The following is an 18666-nucleotide window of genomic DNA, read 5'->3' as shown; positions in this document are numbered from 1 at the left end:
GACCCGACGCCGCTGGAGAGCCACGACGCCACCGCCCTGCCGACGATGCGGGATTGCCGGTGGATGGGCGCTGCGGTGGAACAGGCGGCCCGCGGCCAAAAGAAGAACGGGCGCCGCGAGGGCGCCCGTGTTGCATCGGTGGAGTGCTGCTCAGCCCTGTCCGGCCGGCGCCTCCGGCGCTTGCGGGGCCGCCGGAGCCTGCGGCGCGGCCGGTGCGGCCGCCGTCGCCTGCCAGCCGCACTGCTTGCCCTGGTTCTGCTGCTTGAGCCACTCCTGCAGCGGGGCGAAGTACTCCAGCACCGCGCCGCCGTCGATCTGCTCGCTGCCGGTCAGCTCCTTCAGCGTGGCCTGCCACGGCTGGCTGGCGCCGCGCGCCAGCATCGCCTGGAACTTCCGGCCCGCCTCCGGGTTGCCGTAGAAGCTGCATTCGTACAGCGGGCCGGTGTGGCCGGACGCTTCGCACAGCGACTTGTAGAACTGGAACTGCAGCACGTGCGAGAGGAAGTAGCGCGTGTACGGGGTATTGCCCGGCACGTGGTACTTGGCGCCCGGGTCGAAGAACTCCTCGCCGCGCGCGCTGGCCGGCGCCACGCCCTGGTACTTCGCCTTCAGGTCCCACCAGGCCTGGTTGTAGCGCTCCGGCGTGATCGAGCCGTCGAACACGCCCCAGCGCCAGCGGTCGATCATCAGGCCGAACGGCAGGAACGAGACCTTGGCCAGGGCCATGCGCATCTGCGCGTTGATCAGCGCCTGCTGGCTCTGCTCCTGCGCGCCGACCAGGCCGATCGACTCCAGGTACTTCGGCGTCATCGCCAGCACGATGGTGTCGCCGATGGCCTCGTGGAAGCCGTCGTTGGCGCCGTTCTGGAACAGCGGCGGCTGCACGTTGTAGGCCAGGTCGTAATAGATGTGGCCCAGCTCGTGGTAGATGGTGGTGAAGTCTTCCTCGTTGGGCTTGATGCACATCTTGGTGCGCACGTCGCCTTCCATGTTCATGTCCCAGGCGCTGGCGTGGCAGACCACGTCGCGGTCCAGCGGCTTGATGAACTGGGTCTTCTGCCAGTAGCTCTCCGGCAGCTTGGGCATGCCCAGCGAGACGTAGAAGTCCTGCGCGCGCTCGGTCATCTGCTTGGCGACCTGCAGCTGCGCCTCGCGTTCGGCCTCGAAGCGCGCCTTGGCGTCGGCGCCCGGGCCGCGCTTGTACAGCGCCGCGCCCAGGTCCTGCTGGTACTGCTTCTCCAGCGCGCCGGTGATGTCCAGGCTGCCGGCGCCGGGGTAGGGCTGCAGCATGTCCCACAGGTTGCCCCAGTCCTGCTGCCACATGTTGCCGGTCAGGTGCGCCGGGATCAGGCCGCCGCCGACCTGGCCCTTCTCCACGCCGTAGGTCTGCTGCAGGCGGTCGCGCGCGAAGCAGTGCAGCTGCTCGTACAGCGGGCGCACCTGCTCCCAGAGGCGGTCGGTCTCGGCCGCGAACTGGTCCGGCGGCATGTCGTAGCCGCTGCGCCACATCGCGCCGGTGTTGGCGTAGCCCATCTCCCTGGCGCCCTCGTTGACCAGCTCGACGAAGCGCGTGTAGTCCTGGCGCATGGGCTTGGCGATGCTGTGCCAGCCCTGCCAGGCGTCGAGCTGGGCGTCGTAGTCGCGGCTGGAGCGCAGCACGTCTTCCAGTTCGCCCAGCTGGCGGCACTGCTTCGCCTCGCCTTCGCCGGTGCAATAGGTACCGGCGCCGTAGTCGCCTTCCATCTTGGCGGCGATGCCCGCCAGCTCGGACAGCTTGGCCGGGTCCTTGGGCGCCGGCATGGCGGTCATCAGCTTGAGCAGCGCCAGGGCGCGCTTGCTGTCCTCGCTCATCGGCTGGCCTTCGAACTTCTTGGCCTCCTCGATCCAGGCATTGAGCTGGGCCAGGGCGCGCTCGTTGGCCTTGGCCGCCACGCGCTGGCTGTCGTCGTTGATGTAGGTCGACGACAGCCACTGCGCCGAGGTCATCTCCGGGAACGCCGCCTTGTACTCGGCGTTGACCCGGGCGACGAACTCGTCGGCGGTCTCGCCGGACGGCGCGGTGGCGGCGGGAGCGGCGGCATCCCCGGGGGTGGCTTCCTTCTTGCAGGCGGACAGCGAGAGCACGCCCGCGGCGATGGCGAGCGGGAGCAGCAGGTGGCGGTGTTTCACGTAGGGTCCCCGGTGGGCTTGCGGTGCGGGCAGGCTAGTGGCTGCACGGCCCGGTCGCAAGGGCAGGTCGCGTCCGCGCGCTCCTGGCCGGCCACCGCCGCTCACGCCGGCGGGGTGCAGCCGGCGAACAGGTCCAGATCCCGCTCGTAGAGCGAGGTTCGGACCTGCATCAGTCCCAGGACGGAAGCGAACAGGTTGTCGTGGTCGGCCGGGCGGCGGGCACGCTCGCGCAGGCAGGCCAGGTCGAGCTTGCGCGCGGCGCTGAAGCCGGCCGAAAACCACATGGCCATCGGCACCCGGACCTGCTGTTCGGGCGCGATCGCCCACGGCATGCCGTGGAGGTACAGGCCTTTTTCGCCGAGCGATTCCCCGTGGTCGGAGAGGTAGATCATGGCGGTGTCGTAATCGTCCATGCGGCCCAGCGCCTGGATGGTACGGGCGAGGAAATGGTCGGTGTAGAGCACCGCGTTGTCGTAGCTGTTCACGATCTGCTGGCGGCTGCAGCCGCCCAGGTCCGGGGTGTCGCAGGTCGGCTGGTAGCGGCGGAACGCCGGCGGATACCGCTGGAAGTAGCTCGGGCCGTGGTTGCCGAGCGGATGCAGCACCAGCACCCGGTCGCCGGGCCGGGCCCGCGCGCGCTCGGCCAGCCGCTCCAGCAGGATCTCGTCCATGCAGCGGCCGTTGGCGCACAGCGCCGGATCGGCGGCATCGTCCAGGCGGTCGATCTCCAGCCCCTCGCACACGCCCTTGCAACCGGACTGGTTGTCCCGCCACAGGGTGGCGATTCCGGCATGCTCGAGCACGTGCAGCAGCGACTGGTGGGCGCGGATGCGTGCCTGGTCGTAGTCGCGCCTGCCCCAGGGCGAGAACATGCAGGGCAGCGAGACTTCGGTCGCGGTGCCGCACGAGCGCATGTCGGGGAAGTTGACCACGCCGATCCGGGCCAGTTCCGGGGTGGTCTGGCGCGCGTAACCGTCCAGGCCCCAGTTCGCCGCTCGCACCGTTTCACCCACGACGATCACCAGCAAGCGCGGCCGGCTGCCAGGATCGCGCACGATGGCGCGGGCGTCGGTGCCCAGCGGCAACCTGGGTGCACGATGGCCCGGGTCGGCCTGACGCAACGCGCGCGGCAGGCCGACCAGTAGGTTGGCTGGAGTCGCCAGGTAGCGGATCTCGCGGTGCGCGCGCAGCAGCGGGGTCAGGTCCTGCGAGGCGAGCAGGACGCCACTGGCGACCATGCCCACGGCGGTGGCCAGCAGCAGTGCCCGCCGCCGCAACGCCTGCGGCAGGCGCCGTCGCAACAGCCGTACCCGCCACAGGACCCAGCCCGGCACCACTGCCAGGGCCAGCGGCCACAGCAGCGAAAGCGTCAGCAGTTCGCCGGCTTCCTTCGGGTCGGTGGCCAGCACGTTGCGCAGCATGTCCACGTCGAAATAGATGTGGTAGCGGTCCATGTAGTGCGCGGCGGCAAGCGCGGCCAGCAGCAGCGTGCCCAGCACGATGCGCGCGTTCCAGCGCCATACCAGCAGGCCCAGCAGCAGGCCATGGACGCCGGCCAGCAGCAGGAACAGCGCCGACGCCAGCCGCAGGCTGCCCGGGTGCACCGCCAGCGCGCTGCGCCAGAAGAGGCCGTTGCAGGCGAGGGTGAAGAACAGCGCGGCCCAGCCGATGAGCGCCTCGGTGCTCAGGGTTGGACGCGCCCGCAGGCGGTTGGCCAGCGCCGGCCAGGCCGGGCGTCGCAGCGGCCAGGTGCTCATGCCTGCACCTGCGGCGTCAGGCGGCCGGGCCGGACCCGGACGAACAGGCAGTACAGGCCGAGCGACACCACCCAGCAGACGGCGAGCGCAGCGACGTCATGGGAGAGGAAGTGCGCGCCGCGCAGTTGCTGTCCGGCGCCGAACAGCGCGCCGGCGGCCAGGCCGATGGCCAGCCCGCGCCAACGCCAGCGCGGCCGCCAGAGCAGCGCGGCGAAGTACAGGGAGACCCATGCGTAGCCTGCGCTGGCGTGGCCGGCCGGATAGCACGCCAGGCGCGGCACGCGGGCGGCGGCCAGCGCGGACGCGCCGGCGTCGTCGCGCGCACCGCCATAGCGTGCCAGGTCCCAGGGACAGGCGACGTCGGTCGCGGCCTTGAGCAGCGAGACGCTGGCGCTGCCCAGCGCGCTGGCGAGCAGCAGGTAGAGCAGGGGCCGGCGCAGGGGCGCCCATCGCGGGCGGCGCAGCGCGGCCAGATTCAGGGCGAGCACCACCAGCCCGGCGAGCAGGCTGAGCCACTTGCCCCCGCGATGGATCACCGCGCTGGTCAACCAGTGCTCGCGCAGAACCCACTGGCCGCCCTCCAGCCCGAACAGCGCGTCGGCCAGCCAGCGGTCGCCGCCGGCGCGCATCAGCAGCACGCTCGCCACCACGGCCGCCGCCAATGGCCACGCCAGGTGCCGGGCCAGGAAACAGGTGGGCAGCGTCGGCCGCGGCGCAGGAAACGGATCGGGCATGGACGACAAGGCGGCACGCGAGGCAGGGAAGGCGCGGCCATGCTGGTGGCGCCGGTGTCGGACTGCGGTCGGAGCGGTGTTGCCACCGGGTTAAGGGGCAGGCGGCGTTCATCGCGGGTGGATCGCGGCGACGGGAGTTTCCGCCAGGCTCCGACGGAATTCCGACGGCCGGAGGACTACCATGGCCCGTCGCCCCCCGGATCCGGCCATGCGGCTGCTGGTCATCGAAGACAACCGTCAACTGGTCGCCAACCTGTTCGAGTACTTCGAGGCGCGCGGCCATGTGCTCGACGCCGCGCCCGACGGCTTGACCGGCCTGCACCTGGCGACCAGCCACGCCTATGACGCGCTGGTGGTCGACTGGATGCTGCCGCGGATGGACGGCGCGGAGATGCTGCGCCGACTGCGCGAGCAGCACCATCTGGAGACGCCGGCGATCATGCTCACCGCCCGCGACGAGTTGCCGGACAAGATCGCCGGGTTCCGTGCCGGCGCCGACGACTACCTGACCAAGCCGTTCGCGCTGCCCGAGCTGGAGATCCGGCTGGAATCGCTGCTGCTGCGCGTGCGCGGACGGCAGCAGAAGAAGGTCCTGGAAGTGGACGGACTGGTGCTGGACCTGGCCACGCTCGAGGTACGGCGCGACGGCCGCGCGCTGCACCTGTACCCAGCCTGCCGCAAGCTGCTGGAGGCACTGATGCGCGCCAGTCCCGGCGCGCTCAGCCGCGGCGAGCTGGAGTTCGCGCTCTGGGGCGATGCTCCGCCGGAGGGCGACCTGCTGCGCTCGCATATCTACGAACTGCGCCGCGTGGTCGACGGGCCGTTCCCGCACAAGCTCATCCACACACTGCCGCGGGTCGGCTACCGGCTCGCGCGGCAGGCGCCGGGCGATGACTGAGCGCCCGCGCAGGCCGGCATCGCTGCGCCGGCGCATGGTCCTGTGGCTGCTCGCATTCACCGCGGTGGTCTCGGTGCTGGTGTTCGCCGTGGGCATCCAGGTCCACGAGCACGCCGAGCACGCGGCATGGCGCTCGCTGCTGGGCTCGGAACTCGCGGCGATCGAGGAGCATGCCGCGCGCGACCCGGGCTACCGCTGGCAGGACTCGGACACCTTGCGGCTGTATCGCCTGGATTCGACCACCGACCTGCCCGGGGAGCTGCGCGGGCTGGCTGACGGCCTGCACGACAACGTCCACGTGGACGGCCGCCTGAGCGCGGTCATGGTGCGACGGAGTGGGCGGTACGGACGGCTGGCGCTGGTGCTGGACATCGAGGACTTCCACGAGATGGAGTCGTTCGCCGAGCGCCTGGCGCTGTTGGGCGGCATCGTCCTGATCGTGGTCACCGGACTGGCGGCCTGGCTCGGCGTGGGCCGGCTGGTGCGGCCGCTCTCGGTGCTGGCCGAGGACATCGCCCACCTGCGTCCCGGCGTGCCGGGGCAGCGGATCGAGGTCGCGCGTGGCGGCAGTTCCGAGCTGTACGTGATCGCCCAGGCACTCAACGACTACCTGGAGCGCAATGCCCGCTTCGTGGAGCGCGAACGGGTGTTCATCACCACCGCCAGCCACGAGCTGCGCACGCCGCTGGCGGTGATCGGCGGGGCCACCGAGCTGGCGCTGGGCAACCCCGCGCTACCCGCGCAGGCACGCGCGCAGATGCAGCGGGTCCTGCGTACCGCGCAGGACGTGGAGCAGCTGATCCAGCTGCTGCTGGTGCTCGCGCGCGAACCGGCGCGGCTGGCGGCGTTGTCCGAGCCGGTCGAACTGGACGCGGTGATCCGGCAGGTGGTCGAAGACCATGCGCACCTGCTGGGCGACAAGCAGCTGGCAGTGGAATTCGAACCGCTGCAGCCATGTACGGTGATGGCGCCGCCGGGCGTGGTCCGCGCGGCGATCGGCAACCTGCTGCGCAACGCGATCGAGAGCAGCGACAGCGGGGTCGTCCGCGTCGGCCTGTCGGCTGCGGGGGTGGCCACGATCGACGATCCCGGCCACGGCATGTCGCCCGAGGAGATCAGCGCGATCCACGCGCGCCTGGCCCGCGGCACGGGCGACGACCGTTCCGAGGGAATCGGCCTGGAACTGATCGCGCGCCTGTGCGAGCACCTGGGCTGGCGCCTGGTGTTCACCGCGCGCCAGCCGCAGGGGACCCGCGTGAGCCTGGACCTGGGGCGCTCGCGCCTTGCGTGAATGACGACGTGCGCGCGGCAGCGAGGGGCGGCCGACCGGGCCGCGCTCAGGCCGGAAGCAGGCCGCGTTCGACCAGCCACTGCCGCGCATCGTCGGCGTCCTGCTCGAACCGCGCCGCCATGCCGCCAGGGCGCTGGCACGGGTCGGCGCGTCGCCACGCGCTGCGGCATTGCCGCTGTCCTGCGCTCAGGCCGGAAGCAGGCCGCGTTCGACCAGCCACTGCCGCGCATCGTCGGCGTCCTGCTCGAACCACGCCCGGGTCGACCCCAGCCGATAGGTGTACCCCCACGCATCCATGTCCGCCATCAGCCGCGCCCGGCCCACGCCCGGCAACGAATCGGCCAGCACGATCTGCAGGTAGCAGGTGGCGTCCTCTTCGGCGACCGAGTCGGTGGCGTCGGTATGCACCGCGGCCCGGCGCTCGGGCGGCAGCACGATCAGGTGGCAGGCCTCGTGCAGCATCGAGTGCACCGGCGTGTCGCCGCGGGCGAAGACCGTGGTGCCGATGATCCCGGCCTCCGGTTCGCCCCAGTAGCTGCCCGGGATCGGGTCGCCGTCGGCGACCGGTTCGAGGGTCAGCCCGTGGCGCGACAGCAGCGAGGCGGCATCGCCCAGGGCGATGTCGCGCAGGCACAGGATCGGGGGGGCGGGGGCGTCCATCGTCCGGGTTGCGCTCGCGCGCGACGGTCGCGTGGCTGGCGGCGCTGCAGGGTGGGTCGCCGGGGCGCGCGGCCCCGGCCAGCCGTCAGCCGTTGCCTTCCGGCAGGGCCACCGAGATGTCGAGCACGTCGTGGTCGCCGTCCTTGATCACGTCGACCTTGACGGCGTCGACGTCGACGTTGACGTACTTCTTGATCACCTCGAGCAGCTCGCGGCGCAGCAGCGGCAGGTAGTCCGGGGCGCCGCGGCTGCTGCGCTCCTGGGCGATGATGATCTGCAGCCGGTTCTTGGCCGTGGCTGCGGTGTCTTTCTTGGCCTTCAGGAAATCGAACAGTCCCATGCTCAACCTCCGAACAGCTTGCTGAAGAAGCCTTTCTTCTCCAGGGTGGTGAATCGCATCGGCCGGTCTTCGCCGAGCAGGCGCGCCACCGCGTCGTCGTAGGCCTGGCCGGCCTCCGATTCGCCTTCCAGGATCACCGGCTCGCCCTTGTTCGATGCGTTGAGCACGTCCGACGACTCGGGGATCACGCCGACCGCCTTCAGTCCGAGCACTTCCTCCACGTCGGCGATGCTGAGCATCTCGCCGGTGGCCACGCGCGCGGGGCTGTAGCGGGTGAGCAGCAGGTGCGAGGGCACGGTCTCGCCGCCCTCGGCCCGGCGGGTCTTGGAGTCGAGCAGGCCGATGATGCGGTCGGAGTCGCGCACCGAGGACACTTCCGGGTTGACCACGACCACCGCCTTGTCGGCGAAGTACATGGCCAGGAACGCGCCCTTCTCGATGCCGGCCGGGGAGTCGCAGACGATGTAGTCGAAGCCGTCGGCCGCCAGGTCCTTGAGCACCTTCTCCACGCCTTCCTTGGTCAGCGCGTCCTTGTCGCGGGTCTGCGAGGCGGCCAGCACGTAGAGGTTGTCGAAGCGCTTGTCCTTGATCAGGGCCTGCTTGAGCGTGGCCTCGCCGTGGACGACGTTGACGAAGTCGTACACCACGCGGCGCTCGCAGCCCATGATCAGGTCCAGGTTGCGCAGGCCGACGTCGAAATCGATCACCGCGGTCTTGTGGCCGCGCTTGGCCAGGCCGATGGCGATGCTCGCGCTGGAGGTGGTCTTGCCGACGCCGCCCTTGCCGGAAGTGACTACGATGATTTCAGCCAATGGATGTCTCCTGGTGCTGCGTGCGGTGGGTGGGCGCGCCAGGCGGCGTTGCCGCCGGCGCGCCGGGGGTCATTCGAGCGCGGCCAGCTTGAGCTGGTCGTTTTCCAGCCAGATCTGCACGGCCTTGCCGCGCAGCTTCTCGGGGATATCGTCCAGCACCTTGTAGTGGCCGGCAATGGCCACCAGCTCGGCGTGGAAGTCGCGGCAGAAGATCCGCGCCTCGGCATTGCCCTGGGCGCCCGCCAGGGCGCGGCCGCGCAGGGTGCCGTAGATGTGGATCGAGCCGTCGGAAATGACTTCGGCGCCGGCGCCGACGGTGGACAGCACGGTCAGGTCGCAGCCTTCGGCGTACAGCTGCTGGCCCGAGCGCACCGGGGTCTTCTGGATGCGGCCGGGGGCGCGCGGCTTTTCCGCCGGCGGGGTACGGGCGGCGGCGCGCGGGGCGGGCGCCGGTTCCGGCGCGGCGCGTGGTGCCGGCGCCGGCGCCGCATCGGCATGTTCGTACTGGGCGCGGAACTTGGCCAGCACCGGCAGCCCGAGCTGTTCGGCCAGGGCGTCGTTGTCGCGGGTGCCGTAAGCCAGCGCCACCGGCAGCACGCCGGCCTCGCGCAGACCGTCGATCAGGGCGCGGGCGGTGGCTTCGTCCGGGGTGCGGGCCAGGCCGCCGAAGTCGACGATCACCGCGGCGCGGCCGAACAGCTTGGGCGCGCGCTGCACGCGCTCGCGCATCTCGCGCACGAGCTGGTCGACGTCGAGGGTGCGGATGCGCAGGTTGGCGATGCCGACCTGGCCGATCTTCAGTTCGCCCGCCTGTTCGTAGTCGTTCGCCGCCACCGCCACGTCAGGTACCCGTCGCACGGCTGTCGCGCGGCTGGCGCTGGCGGGGGCGGCCGACCCAGGGCAGGTCGGGCAGGGCGTCGCCGTAGGTCTCGTGCACCCACGGATAGCTGCACAGGGTCTTGGTCATCATGCTGGCGCGCACGTCCACGTCGGGCATCACGTTCTGCCCGGCCTCGTGGAAGCCGAAGCTGCCATGGAACAGCAGCGCCGGGTCGGCGCCGTGGTCGAGGAACACCTCGCAGCACAGCTGCGGGTAGCGCAGCTCGGCATAGCTCTGCACGTCGGCGTAGAACGCACGGCCGACACCGCCGCCGCGGCGCCGGCTGGCGACCACGATCCGGTCGATGTAGAAGAAGTGCGGGTAGCGGGCCTTGAACCAGGCGAAGTTGCTGCTGTCGTGGTCGCTGCCGCTGCCGAAACCGACCAGGAAGCCGGCCAGGTTGCCGTCGCGCTCGGCGACGCGGAAGTACTCGGCCTGCTCGTAGAACGCGCGCAACCGGGCCGCGTCCAGCGGCAGGATCGCCGAGCCGGCATTGTTGTTGAGCGCCAGGACCGAATCCAGTTCGTGTTCGCGCACGTCGCGGATGACGATGGACATGGGGGTAAAGCCGACTCCAGTAGGACAAAACCGGCCGGCGGCGCGGCCGGGCGGGATTATCGCACGGGGGGGGAAGCCCCCGCGAGCAGGCATGACTTCCGTCCGCCGCGGCCGGGCGGGCGGGCCCGTAAGATGCGGTCATGTTCGGACGCCTCAGCCATACCCGCCTGCTGCGCTACGCCGGCCTGTTCACCTGGGCGATGGTGGGCGTGCCGCTGGTGTACTCGCAGTACGTGCCCGCCGACGGGGGCGAGGAACTGGCCAGCCTGGGCGCGCGGGCGATCTGGCTGTTCGCCTGCTACCTGGGCTTCGGCGCCTGCTACTGGTGGCTGACGCGCGGGCTGGGCCATGCCGCGGGCAGCTGGATGGACCGGCTGCTGCTGCTGGTGCTGACCGTGTTCGCGCTGGCGGTGAGCTACTTCAACGGGTCCGGCCTGGGCAGCATCCTGCTGATGGTAGCCGCCGGGGTGATCCCGTGGCTGCTGCCGGCCGGGTCGGGCGTGGTCCTGCTGCTGCTGAGCCAACTCGCGGTGCTGCCGATCTACTACACCGTGTTCCGGATGCCGCTGTTCGAGGCGTTGATGCAGTCGCTGCTCTACGCCGGCTTCTCGATGTTCATCTACGTGACCAGCCTGGTCGCGCGGCAGCAGGCCCAGGCCCGCGACGAGCAGCGCCGGCTCAATGCCGAACTGCGCGCCACCCGCGCGCTGCTGGCCGAAAGCGCGCGGGTCAACGAGCGCACCCGGATCTCGCGCGAGCTGCACGACCTGCTCGGCCACCACCTGACCGCGCTGAGCCTGAACCTGGAAGTGGCCAGCCACATGACCCAGGGCCGGGCCCAGGAACACGTGCGCCAGGCCAACACCCTGGCCCGGCTGCTGCTGACGGACGTGCGCGAGGCGGTCAGCCAGCTGCGCGATTCCAGCGGCGGCATCGACCTGGCCGCCGCCCTGCGGCCGCTGGCCGACCACGTGCCGTCCCTGGACATCACCCTGGAAGTGGAGTCGCCGCTGGCCATCGACGACCCCGAGCGCGCCCACGTGATGCTGCGCTGTACCCAGGAAATCATCACCAATGCCGTCCGCCACGCCGGCGCGCGCCACCTGCGGATCCGGGTGCGGCGCGAGTCGGGCGCGGTGGTGCTGGAGGCCGTCGACGATGGCCAGGGCGCCGACGGGCTGGTTCCGGGCAACGGCCTGCGCGGCATGCGCGAACGGGTCCAGCAGTGCGGCGGTACCCTCGACATCCAGACCCGGCGCGGCGAAGGTTTCCGCCTGCGCCTGTCCATTCCCGTCTCCACCCCGGCCCACCCGGCCATCGAAGGAGCGCTTCCATGATCCGAGTCTGCCTGGTCGACGACCAGACCCTGGTCCGCCAGGGCATCCGTTCATTGCTGGCGCTCGATGGCGGCATCGAGGTGGTCGCCGAGGCCGGCGACGGCCGCCAGGCGGTCGAGATGATCCCCCAGGTCAAGCCGGACGTGGTCCTGATGGACATGCGCATGCCGGCGATGTCCGGCCTGGAGGCGCTGCAGGTGCTGTCGCGCCAGGAGCAACTGCCGCCGACGATCATCCTCACCACCTTCGACGACGACCAGCTGGTGCTGGCCGGGCTCAAGGCCGGGGCCAAGGGCTACCTGCTCAAGGACGTGTCGCTGGAGCAGCTGGTCGGGGCCATCCGGACCGTGGCCGAGGGAGGATCGCTGGTGCAGCCGGCCGTGACCCAGCGCCTGCTGTCGGGGCTGGAGCACATGCGCAACGACTTCGTCAGCCTCGACCGCCCGGACCCGCTGACCGACCGCGAGACCGAGATCCTGAGGCTGATGGCCAGCGGCTTCTCCAACAAGGAGATCGCCAACTCGCTGGGCGTGGCCGAGGGCACGATCAAGAACCACGTGTCCAACATCCTGTCCAAGCTCGGCGTGCGCGACCGCACCCGCGCGGTGCTGAAGGCCTTCGAGCTGCAGCTGGTCTGAGGGCCAGGATGCCCGGCCCGCCGCAGCGCGGCGGGCGATCGCGGGCGCACGCGGCGGCGCGGCACCCAGGCAGCAGCGGGGTTGTCCCGTCGATCGCCGCGCGTACGCGAGCGTATCCCGGGGCCGAGGCCGTTCAGCGCCTGGCCGGCAAGCGCGGGAACCCGGTGCCTACGCTGCCTGTCCCATGGGGACATCCGGCCACGCCCGGTGTAAGAATTTCGTTCACACCATGGCCGGGTCGCCTGGCCGGCTGCGCGCGGGCGGCGAAGCCTGTTAGGATTCGCGGCTCGCCTTGTCAATTTGCCGTGGATTCGGCCCCGGAGACTCCTGCATGACCCGCATTTACGAGTTCCTGATCGCCTTGGGCATCGTGGCTGTTCTGGCCCTGGTGATCGGCCTTGTCCTGCCTTCGCACCGCCATATTTCCGAGAGCGTCGAAACCAACCGCAAGATGACCATCGTGTACGACACGGTGAACAACCTGCGCCGCTTCAAGGACTGGAACCCGCTGGTCCTGCGCGACCCGCAGATGCAGCTGAACGTCACCGGCCCCGAAGCCGGCGTCGGCGCGCGCCTGGACTACGTGTCCAACGAGGGCCGCATCGGCAAGGGCAGCTGGGAGATCGTCGACAGCGTCCCGAACGAGAAGGTCGTGATCAAGGTCGAGGACCCGGCGCGCGGCGACGACAAGACCGTGCAGTTCCTGCTGGAGCCGACCGGCAAGAACAACCGCAACGTCAAGATCACCCAGACCTATGACGTGGACTACGGCTGGAACCTGCTCGGCCGCTACGCCGGCCTGTACGTCAGCCGCCACGTAGGCGACGACATCAAGCTCGGCCTGGGCCGCATGTCCAACATGCTCGCCTCGGTGCCGAACTTCGACTACCGCGCAGACGGCGTGCCGCTGACCGGCCTGAAGATCGTCGACGTGCCCGCGCTGGACCTGCTGGTGGTCAACGCCGGCAACATCGATCGCAACAACGAGGCAATCAAGCAGTCGATCAAGAACAACCAGGAGTGGATCAAGCGCACCCTGGAAGCGAACCCGGGCCTGGAGGCCGCCGGTCCGGTGCGGATCATCACCACCGACTTCGGCGCCGAGAAGTACGCGTTCGACGTGGCCGTGCCGGTCCGCCGCAAGGTCGCCGAAGCCCCGCAGGCCCCGCTCGCCGGCGAGCCGAAGGACCCGGAGACCGACACCCCGGCCGAGGATGTGGCCGTGCAGCTGGCCGCCGAGGGCGAGCCGCTGAAGGTCACCGTTCCGGCGGGCGCCCCGGTCGAGTACATCCGCACCGAGCCGCGTCGCGCCGCGTTCGCCTCCTACACCGGCTACATGGCCGAGCTGGATGCCGCGCGCAGCTCGCTGCGTGCCTGGGCCGTGACCCACGGCTACGAGGTCACCGACCGTCCGTACGAAATCTGGAAGGCGGGCGTCGACAAGTCGTTCACCGCCGAAGGCACGTACGACATCTACTGGGCGATCAAGTAACCGGTCGCCGGCCCCGGCCGGCGCGGCTACCGGATCCCGCGAACGAGCGCCGCGCAAGCGGCGCTTTTTCGTTTAGGCTCGCGCCAGCGGCGCAGTTGCGCCGTGGAGGAAAGCCGATGGCGTGGCGGGACGGTGGACGAACAGGAGCGTGGCTGGCCGCCGCCGGTGCGGTGCTGGCGGCGCTGGCGGTCGGCCTGTCGGCCTATGCCGCCCATGGCGTCGCCGACGCGCATGCGCGCGGCAACCTGCAGCTCGCGAGCCTGTACGCGTTCGGCCATGGCATCGCGCTGGCCGCGCTGGCGCCGGCCGCCGCGCGGCGCGTGCCGCTGCTCGCGCTGGCAGGCCTTCTGGCCGGTACGTTGCTGTTCGCCGGCAGTCTCGCCTTCGCCGCGCTGCTGGGCTGGCCGACCCGGTTGGCGCCGTTGGGCGGCACCGTGTTGATGGCCAGCTGGCTCCTGTACGCGGTCGGCGTGGCGAGGCGCTGACATGCCGCGCCACGCCCGCGGCTTCGACGTGGAGGCCGCCTACGACCACCTCTCCCGTCGCGACCGCCGGCTCGGCGCATGGATGAAGCGGCTCGGCCCGTTGCCGGCCGAACCGCGCTGGCGCAAGCCCTTCGACCCGGTCGATGCCCTGGCCCGCGCGATCCTGTTCCAGCAACTGTCCGGCAAGGCGGCATCGACCATCGTCGGCCGGGTCGAAGCGGCGATCGGAAGCAGCCGGCTGCACCACGACACGCTCGGTCGCATCGACGATGCCGCATTGCGTGCCTGCGGGGTGTCGGGCAACAAGACCCTCGCGCTGCGCGACCTGGCCGCGCGCGAATCGAGGGGGGAGATTCCCGACCTGCGCCGCATGGCCACCATGCACCAGGACGAGATCGTCGCCGCGCTGGTGCCGGTGCGGGGCATCGGCCGCTGGACGGTGGAGATGATGCTGATGTTCCGCCTCGGACGGCCGGACGTGCTGCCGGTGGACGACCTGGGCGTCCGCAAGGGCGCGCAGAGGGTCGACCGGCTCGAGGCGATGCCGACGCCGAAGGAGCTGGCCGCGCGCGGCGAGAAGTGGGGGCCGTACCGGACCTATGCCAGCCTGTACCTGTGGCGGATCGCCGATTTCTCCGACGGGGCGAAGGCCGCGGTCAACCGCTCGCAGGACTGAGCCCTCAACGGCGCAGCGACATCCGCAGCAGCGCGTCGTCGTGGCGCACGTGGTGGTGGTAGAGCGCCGCCAGCGCGTGCAGTCCGACCAGCCAGTAGCCGGCGGCTGCGATGCCCTCGTGCCAGCCTTCCAGGCGCTCGGCCAGGGCGTGGTTCTCGGCAACCAGCAGCGGCAGCTGCAGGCCGGCGATCGACGGCGCGTGGCCTTCGGCGTTGAGCAGCAGATAACCGATGACCGGCATCGCCAGCAGCAGGCCATACAGCGCGAGCGCGACGGCCGCGGACAGGAACGACTGCCACGCAGGCGGGCGGGGCGTGATCGGCGGGGGCCTGCCGGCCAGGCGCAGGCCCAGGCGCACCCACGTCAGGGCGAAGACCGACAGGCCGAGGAAGTAGTGCGCCGTCTTGATCGCTTCGCGCGAAGCGCTTCCACGCGGGAACAGGCCGCGCAGCTCCATCGTGGCGTAGACCGCGGCCAGCAGCAGCACGGTGAGCCAGTGCAGGACGACCAGGCGGCGAGGAAAGCGGGCAGCCGGAATCGGGGGCATGGTCGTGTCCAGGAGTCGCCTCTGCCGAGTATCGGCCGCAGTACGGCGGTGGGCCTTGATCGTGGTCAAGGGTGCCGGCGGTCATCCCCGTGCGGACGCGGCCGCGACGGACGACCATCTTGCCGACTCAGCGATCGCGGCCGCGGAACCGCCAATGCCAGGGTTCGTAGACGATGCCGTGCGGGTTGCCGCGCGGGTAGCTGAGCGAGAACCCGTGCCTGGCCGCGTGTTGCGACAGCCAGGCGAACGCCGGGGTGGTCTCGAACGATTCCTCGGCCGGCGGTTCGCCCGGCGTGCCGATGTCGAGCGCTTCGCCGCCATGGTGCTCGCTGTAGCCCGGCGCGGCGTTGACCTGCAGGATCTCCGCCACTTCCAGTCCGCGGGCGCGTTTCCGCTCGAAGATGCCGAGCTGGTAGTCGTGGCTGCGGTAGCCGGAGATGGCCTCCAGCGCGATTCCGCCCGCGGCCGCGTCGCGCCGCATCGCCTGCCAGGCGCGCGCCGCGGCCGGGGCCAGCCACAGCGGGCGGCGGTAGCGGTCGAAGCCGGCCAGCAGCAGCCACTCCGGCTCGGCGACCAGCGCCAGTCCGGTGCGGCGCGCGTACGCGCCATCGATGCCCAGCGCCGCCAGCCGGTCTTCCAGGCCGTGCAGCGGCATGTCCCGGGGGGGATGCGCCGGGCCGCGGGCCGGGCCCGGGGCGTCGAGCAGGTCGAGGGCCGCGTCGATGCCCGGTTCGCGGGCCAGTCGCGGCACCAGCGGCCAGAGGCCTTCGTCCAGCACCGCGGCCAGGTAGCGGCCATCGCGCTTGCGTCGCAGCACCTGGCGGGCGCGGGACAGCACGCGCGCGTCGGCGTTGCCGCGCGCGCGCAGCAGCCCGGCCGGCCACAGCTCGATCGCGGCGGTATTGAGCAGGCGGGCCTGGAGCGGGGCGGGGGGCGTGCGCATCGTGGCGGCAGGTTAGCCGCGTCCGGAGTGCATCGCCAGTTCGCGCAGCCGTGCCAGCAGCGCGGCCGGGTCGGCCGGTTCGATCAGCAGGTCGTGCCTGCCGCTGCCCGGCAGCCACAGCTTGCGCCGGCCATCGGTGATGGCGACGAAACTGCGGCGGCGGTTGCGCAGCAGGAACCAGCCGCTGTGGAAGCCGGGGATCGAGAAGCCGTTGGTCTTGAGCGTGGGTTTGAGCTCGGTGCGTTCGTCCAGGTCCACCACCCGCGCCTGGTCCAGCTTCAGTTCCGCCAGCGGCGTGGTGCAGCGGTAGAAGGACGAACGGACCTCCAGCGCGTCGGCGGAGACACGCAGGGCTTGCCGCCGCATGAAGCGCGCCAGCACCCACCACAGCGCGCCGCACAGCAGGACCAGTCCGCCGAGGACCAGCGCCACGGTCAGGGGCACGCTGCCGCCGACCAGGCTGGTCGCGTTGCCGGTCAGTACTGGAATTGCCAGCGTGGCGGCGGTGAGCGCCAGCGGCAGCAGCAGGCAGAGCGTGAACAGCCAGGCGCGTGCGCGGGGGCCCGGGGGCACGAGTTGGAACCGCGGTTCGGCGACTGGACTCATGGCGGAACTCCCGGCGCAATCAGGAAACGGAAGGAGGGAAGCAGCGGTGCCGTCATCGCCGGGGAAGGTACCCCACGCGAAAGTCAGCGCAGCGCCAGCGCGAGGCCGGCGAGCAGGGTGCAGGCCGATGCGGCCACGAGGGCGATGAGCAGTGGCCGTGCGCGCGGACCGAACCGGCGCTCGATCAGGTGGACGATGTGCAGCATGTGCGCTTCTCCGTCAGGCTTCGCGCTTGAACACCGCCAGCAGCGCCATCATCGGGCCGGGCGATACGATCTGGACCAGTTCCCAGCCCAGCTGTCCCTGGCGCACCAGGGCTTCCTGCAGTACTTCCTGCTTGAACGCGCCCATCAGGCTGGGCTTGACCTCGATCACCTGGTATTGCCAGCGCATGCTCACTCCTCCGTTTCCCCGTTGCCGCCCGGCTTCGGCAGCCGGCCTGCCTTGCGCAGCGCGTCGCGCAACACGTACTCGATCTGCGCGTTGAGGCTGCGCAGCTCGTCGTCGGCCCAGCGCTGCGCCGCCGCCAGCACCTCGGCGTTGATCCGCAGCGGATAGGCCTTCTTCTCCGCCATCGCCTAGCGCCTCGTCCCGCCGCGGCGCAGGTGCAGCACCATCGACACCGCCAGTGCGTTGACCGCCACCACCATCGCCACCACCACCACGACCTGCGCGGCCTGTCGGCCGGCGGCGAAGTACAGGCCGACCGCGCCGGCGAGGATGGACAGGGCGATCAGCGCCCAGCGCAAGGCGGTGCCGCGACCGTGCGCGTCGTCCGCGCGGGCATGCCAGGCGGCGATGCCCAGCGCGGGCAACCCGGTCACTGCGACGATCAGCGGCACCAGCGCGTCCATGGCAGGCCGCCTCAGTACAGCGAGCCGGCGTTGAGGACCGGCTGCATGCCACGGTCCCCGCACAGCACCACCAGCAGGTTGCTGACCATCTGCGCCTTGCGCTCCTCGTCCAGCTGGACCACGCCGTTCTTCTGCAGCTCGTGCAGCGCCATCTCGACCATGCCCACTGCGCCGGCGACGATCCGCGTGCGCGCGGCGATCACCGCGTTGGCCTGCTGCCGCTGCAGCATCACCTGGGCGATCTCCGGGGCGTAGGCCAGATGGCTGATGCGCGCCTCGATCACCTCCACGCCGGCCGTGCCCAGGCGCTCGGCGATCTGCGCCTGCAGGTGGTCGGAGATCTCCTGCGGATGGCTGCGCAGCGCGGTCTGGCCCTCGTCGTGCTGGTCGTAGGGGTAACTGGCGGCCATCGCCCGCAGCGCCGACTCGGACTGGATATGGACGAAGTTCTCGTAGTCGTCGACGTTGAACACCGCCTCGGAGGCGTCGACCACCTGCCACACGATCACCGCGGCGATCTCGATCGGGCTGCCGTCCAGGTCGTTGACCTTGAGCTTGCCGCTCTCGAAGTTGCGCACGCGCTGGCTGACCTTGCGCTTGGAGTAGAAGGGGTTGTTCCAGCGCAGGCCGGCTTCCTTGACCGTGCCCACGTACTTGCCGAACAGGCTCAGCACCGCCGCCTGGTTGGGCTGGATCGAGTACAGGCCGGTCAACAGCAGGATCACCAGCAGGACCAGGAGTCCGGAGGCGGCCACCCGCATGCCGCTGCCCGGCGCGCCACCGGCGCCCATGCCGGTGAAGAACAGCCAGGCCGCCGCCGCGCTGGCGAGCAGGGCCACGATGAGGACGGGAATGCCGGGCAGGGAACGGATCGGAAGCTCTTTCATGACGGGTCTCCTAGGTCGCAGGAGAAAGATATCATTGTGATATCAGTTGTCAACGGTCCAGGGAGGGCCCGGGCTGTCGTAGAGCGGGGCTCGCCCCGCTGC

Annotated in this window: 23 protein-coding genes; 7 read left to right on the top strand and 16 right to left on the bottom strand. The window is 70.8% G+C overall.

Going from position 1 to position 18666, the window contains the following annotated elements; all coding sequences use genetic code 11:
* Positions 1-150 precede the first annotated feature (150 nt).
* The 3 genes from CSC66_RS13005 to CSC66_RS12995 form a co-directional block, all read right to left on the bottom strand.
* Entirely contained in the window at positions 151-2169 is a 2019-nt protein-coding gene (locus tag CSC66_RS13005; protein WP_162377820.1) for a M2 family metallopeptidase, read from the bottom strand.
* Positions 2170-2270: 101 nt separating this feature from the next.
* Complete coding sequence (locus CSC66_RS13000) at positions 2271-3926, bottom strand: phosphoethanolamine transferase (protein ID WP_162377819.1); 1656 nt, start codon at positions 3924-3926, stop codon at positions 2271-2273.
* The gene (locus tag CSC66_RS12995) at positions 3923-4669 is read right to left on the bottom strand and encodes a phosphatase PAP2 family protein (protein WP_379655872.1); all 747 of its coding nucleotides are present in this window, start codon (positions 4667-4669) and stop codon (positions 3923-3925) included. Before CSC66_RS12995 ends, CSC66_RS13000 begins: the two co-directional genes overlap by 4 nt.
* A 199-nt stretch (positions 4670-4868) precedes the next feature.
* Here CSC66_RS12995 and CSC66_RS12990 point away from each other — a divergent pair, with 199 nt between their 5' ends.
* Positions 4869-5558, top strand: a complete 690-nt coding sequence (locus CSC66_RS12990) for a response regulator transcription factor (RefSeq protein ID WP_162377846.1) — start codon at positions 4869-4871, stop codon at positions 5556-5558.
* Positions 5551-6849: a sensor histidine kinase gene (locus CSC66_RS12985; protein WP_162377817.1), complete on the top strand. Its 1299-nt coding sequence runs from the start codon at positions 5551-5553 to the stop codon at positions 6847-6849. The genes CSC66_RS12990 and CSC66_RS12985 overlap by 8 nt, the downstream gene beginning before the upstream one ends.
* Positions 6850-7035: 186 nt before the next feature.
* Here the strand turns inward: CSC66_RS12985 and CSC66_RS12980 are convergent, their stop codons facing one another.
* The 5 genes from CSC66_RS12980 to CSC66_RS12960 form a co-directional block, all read right to left on the bottom strand.
* Positions 7036-7509 (bottom strand): hypothetical protein, encoded by a 474-nt coding sequence (locus tag CSC66_RS12980; RefSeq protein WP_162377816.1) that lies wholly within the window; start codon positions 7507-7509, stop codon positions 7036-7038.
* A gap of 85 nt (positions 7510-7594) precedes the next feature.
* On the bottom strand, positions 7595-7849 hold the full coding sequence (gene minE, locus CSC66_RS12975; RefSeq protein WP_162377815.1) for a cell division topological specificity factor MinE: 255 nt from the start codon (positions 7847-7849) through the stop codon (positions 7595-7597).
* Between the two features lie 2 nt (positions 7850-7851).
* Positions 7852-8661, bottom strand: a complete 810-nt coding sequence (gene minD, locus CSC66_RS12970; protein ID WP_162377814.1) for a septum site-determining protein MinD — start codon at positions 8659-8661, stop codon at positions 7852-7854.
* A 69-nt stretch (positions 8662-8730) separates the two neighbouring features.
* A complete protein-coding gene (gene minC / locus CSC66_RS12965) occupies positions 8731-9519 on the bottom strand; it encodes a septum site-determining protein MinC (RefSeq protein WP_379655873.1) in 789 nt (262 codons plus the stop codon).
* On the bottom strand, positions 9503-10099 hold the full coding sequence (locus CSC66_RS12960) for a GNAT family N-acetyltransferase (protein ID WP_162377813.1): 597 nt from the start codon (positions 10097-10099) through the stop codon (positions 9503-9505). Before CSC66_RS12960 ends, minC begins: the two co-directional genes overlap by 17 nt.
* A gap of 140 nt (positions 10100-10239) precedes the next feature.
* Between CSC66_RS12960 and CSC66_RS12955 the strand changes: the two genes are divergently transcribed.
* The 5 genes from CSC66_RS12955 to CSC66_RS12935 all read left to right on the top strand — a co-directional run bounded on the left by CSC66_RS12955 (position 10240) and on the right by CSC66_RS12935 (position 14727).
* Entirely contained in the window at positions 10240-11436 is a 1197-nt protein-coding gene (locus CSC66_RS12955) for a sensor histidine kinase (protein WP_162377812.1), read from the top strand.
* Positions 11433-12074, top strand: coding sequence for a response regulator (locus CSC66_RS12950; RefSeq protein ID WP_162377811.1), 642 nt, complete (start codon positions 11433-11435; stop codon positions 12072-12074). Before CSC66_RS12955 ends, CSC66_RS12950 begins: the two co-directional genes overlap by 4 nt.
* A 331-nt stretch (positions 12075-12405) precedes the next feature.
* Entirely contained in the window at positions 12406-13566 is a 1161-nt protein-coding gene (locus CSC66_RS12945; RefSeq protein WP_162377810.1) for a polyketide cyclase, read from the top strand.
* 116 nt (positions 13567-13682) lie between these two features.
* The gene (locus CSC66_RS12940) at positions 13683-14051 is read left to right on the top strand and encodes a DUF423 domain-containing protein (RefSeq protein ID WP_162377809.1); all 369 of its coding nucleotides are present in this window, start codon (positions 13683-13685) and stop codon (positions 14049-14051) included.
* 1 nt (position 14052) lies between these two features.
* Complete coding sequence (locus CSC66_RS12935) at positions 14053-14727, top strand: DNA-3-methyladenine glycosylase family protein (protein WP_162377808.1); 675 nt, start codon at positions 14053-14055, stop codon at positions 14725-14727.
* 4 nt (positions 14728-14731) lie between these two features.
* On the opposite strand, the gene CSC66_RS12930 is transcribed toward CSC66_RS12935, so the two are convergent.
* The 8 genes from CSC66_RS12930 to CSC66_RS12900 form a co-directional block, all read right to left on the bottom strand.
* Positions 14732-15274, bottom strand: coding sequence for a cytochrome b (locus CSC66_RS12930; protein ID WP_162377807.1), 543 nt, complete (start codon positions 15272-15274; stop codon positions 14732-14734).
* Positions 15275-15401: 127 nt separating this feature from the next.
* The gene (locus CSC66_RS12925; RefSeq protein WP_162377806.1) at positions 15402-16217 is read right to left on the bottom strand and encodes a M15 family metallopeptidase; all 816 of its coding nucleotides are present in this window, start codon (positions 16215-16217) and stop codon (positions 15402-15404) included.
* A gap of 12 nt (positions 16218-16229) precedes the next feature.
* Positions 16230-16823, bottom strand: a complete 594-nt coding sequence (locus CSC66_RS12920; RefSeq protein ID WP_162377805.1) for a PH domain-containing protein — start codon at positions 16821-16823, stop codon at positions 16230-16232.
* An 83-nt stretch (positions 16824-16906) separates the two neighbouring features.
* Entirely contained in the window at positions 16907-17029 is a 123-nt protein-coding gene (locus CSC66_RS17710) for a hypothetical protein (protein ID WP_274381869.1), read from the bottom strand.
* Positions 17030-17042: 13 nt separating this feature from the next.
* Positions 17043-17216, bottom strand: a complete 174-nt coding sequence (locus tag CSC66_RS12915; RefSeq protein ID WP_374319420.1) for a DUF4177 domain-containing protein — start codon at positions 17214-17216, stop codon at positions 17043-17045.
* A 2-nt stretch (positions 17217-17218) separates the two neighbouring features.
* Positions 17219-17398, bottom strand: coding sequence for a type II toxin-antitoxin system antitoxin (locus tag CSC66_RS12910; protein WP_162377803.1), 180 nt, complete (start codon positions 17396-17398; stop codon positions 17219-17221).
* A gap of 3 nt (positions 17399-17401) precedes the next feature.
* Positions 17402-17677 (bottom strand): hypothetical protein, encoded by a 276-nt coding sequence (locus CSC66_RS12905; protein WP_162377802.1) that lies wholly within the window; start codon positions 17675-17677, stop codon positions 17402-17404.
* 11 nt (positions 17678-17688) lie between these two features.
* A complete protein-coding gene (locus CSC66_RS12900) occupies positions 17689-18564 on the bottom strand; it encodes an SPFH domain-containing protein (RefSeq protein WP_162377801.1) in 876 nt (291 codons plus the stop codon).
* Positions 18565-18666 lie beyond the last annotated feature (102 nt).

The sequence above is a fragment of the Pseudoxanthomonas kaohsiungensis genome (assembly GCF_010211765.1).
GTDB classification, from domain to species: domain Bacteria; phylum Pseudomonadota; class Gammaproteobacteria; order Xanthomonadales; family Xanthomonadaceae; genus Pseudoxanthomonas; species Pseudoxanthomonas kaohsiungensis.
The sequence above is the reverse complement of the archived record's forward strand: the minus strand, read 5'-3'. Positions and strand labels throughout refer to the sequence as shown.

Coding starts and splice junctions, on each gene's coding strand:
- CSC66_RS13000 (WP_162377819.1), bottom strand. CDS start 3,926: ATGAGCACCTGGCCGCTGCGACGCCCGGCCTGGCCGGCGCTGGCCAAC.
- CSC66_RS12990 (WP_162377846.1), top strand. CDS start 4,869: ATGCGGCTGCTGGTCATCGAAGACAACCGTCAACTGGTCGCCAACCTG.
- CSC66_RS12985 (WP_162377817.1), top strand. CDS start 5,551: ATGACTGAGCGCCCGCGCAGGCCGGCATCGCTGCGCCGGCGCATGGTC.
- CSC66_RS12980 (WP_162377816.1), bottom strand. CDS start 7,509: ATGGACGCCCCCGCCCCCCCGATCCTGTGCCTGCGCGACATCGCCCTG.
- minE (WP_162377815.1), bottom strand. CDS start 7,849: ATGGGACTGTTCGATTTCCTGAAGGCCAAGAAAGACACCGCAGCCACG.
- CSC66_RS12960 (WP_162377813.1), bottom strand. CDS start 10,099: ATGTCCATCGTCATCCGCGACGTGCGCGAACACGAACTGGATTCGGTC.
- CSC66_RS12955 (WP_162377812.1), top strand. CDS start 10,240: ATGTTCGGACGCCTCAGCCATACCCGCCTGCTGCGCTACGCCGGCCTG.
- CSC66_RS12950 (WP_162377811.1), top strand. CDS start 11,433: ATGATCCGAGTCTGCCTGGTCGACGACCAGACCCTGGTCCGCCAGGGC.
- CSC66_RS12945 (WP_162377810.1), top strand. CDS start 12,406: ATGACCCGCATTTACGAGTTCCTGATCGCCTTGGGCATCGTGGCTGTT.
- CSC66_RS12940 (WP_162377809.1), top strand. CDS start 13,683: ATGGCGTGGCGGGACGGTGGACGAACAGGAGCGTGGCTGGCCGCCGCC.
- CSC66_RS12935 (WP_162377808.1), top strand. CDS start 14,053: ATGCCGCGCCACGCCCGCGGCTTCGACGTGGAGGCCGCCTACGACCAC.
- CSC66_RS12930 (WP_162377807.1), bottom strand. CDS start 15,274: ATGCCCCCGATTCCGGCTGCCCGCTTTCCTCGCCGCCTGGTCGTCCTG.
- CSC66_RS12925 (WP_162377806.1), bottom strand. CDS start 16,217: ATGCGCACGCCCCCCGCCCCGCTCCAGGCCCGCCTGCTCAATACCGCC.
- CSC66_RS12920 (WP_162377805.1), bottom strand. CDS start 16,823: ATGAGTCCAGTCGCCGAACCGCGGTTCCAACTCGTGCCCCCGGGCCCC.
- CSC66_RS17710 (WP_274381869.1), bottom strand. CDS start 17,029: ATGCTGCACATCGTCCACCTGATCGAGCGCCGGTTCGGTCCGCGCGCA.
- CSC66_RS12915 (WP_374319420.1), bottom strand. CDS start 17,216: ATGCGCTGGCAATACCAGGTGATCGAGGTCAAGCCCAGCCTGATGGGC.
- CSC66_RS12910 (WP_162377803.1), bottom strand. CDS start 17,398: ATGGCGGAGAAGAAGGCCTATCCGCTGCGGATCAACGCCGAGGTGCTG.
- CSC66_RS12905 (WP_162377802.1), bottom strand. CDS start 17,677: ATGGACGCGCTGGTGCCGCTGATCGTCGCAGTGACCGGGTTGCCCGCG.
- CSC66_RS12900 (WP_162377801.1), bottom strand. CDS start 18,564: ATGAAAGAGCTTCCGATCCGTTCCCTGCCCGGCATTCCCGTCCTCATC.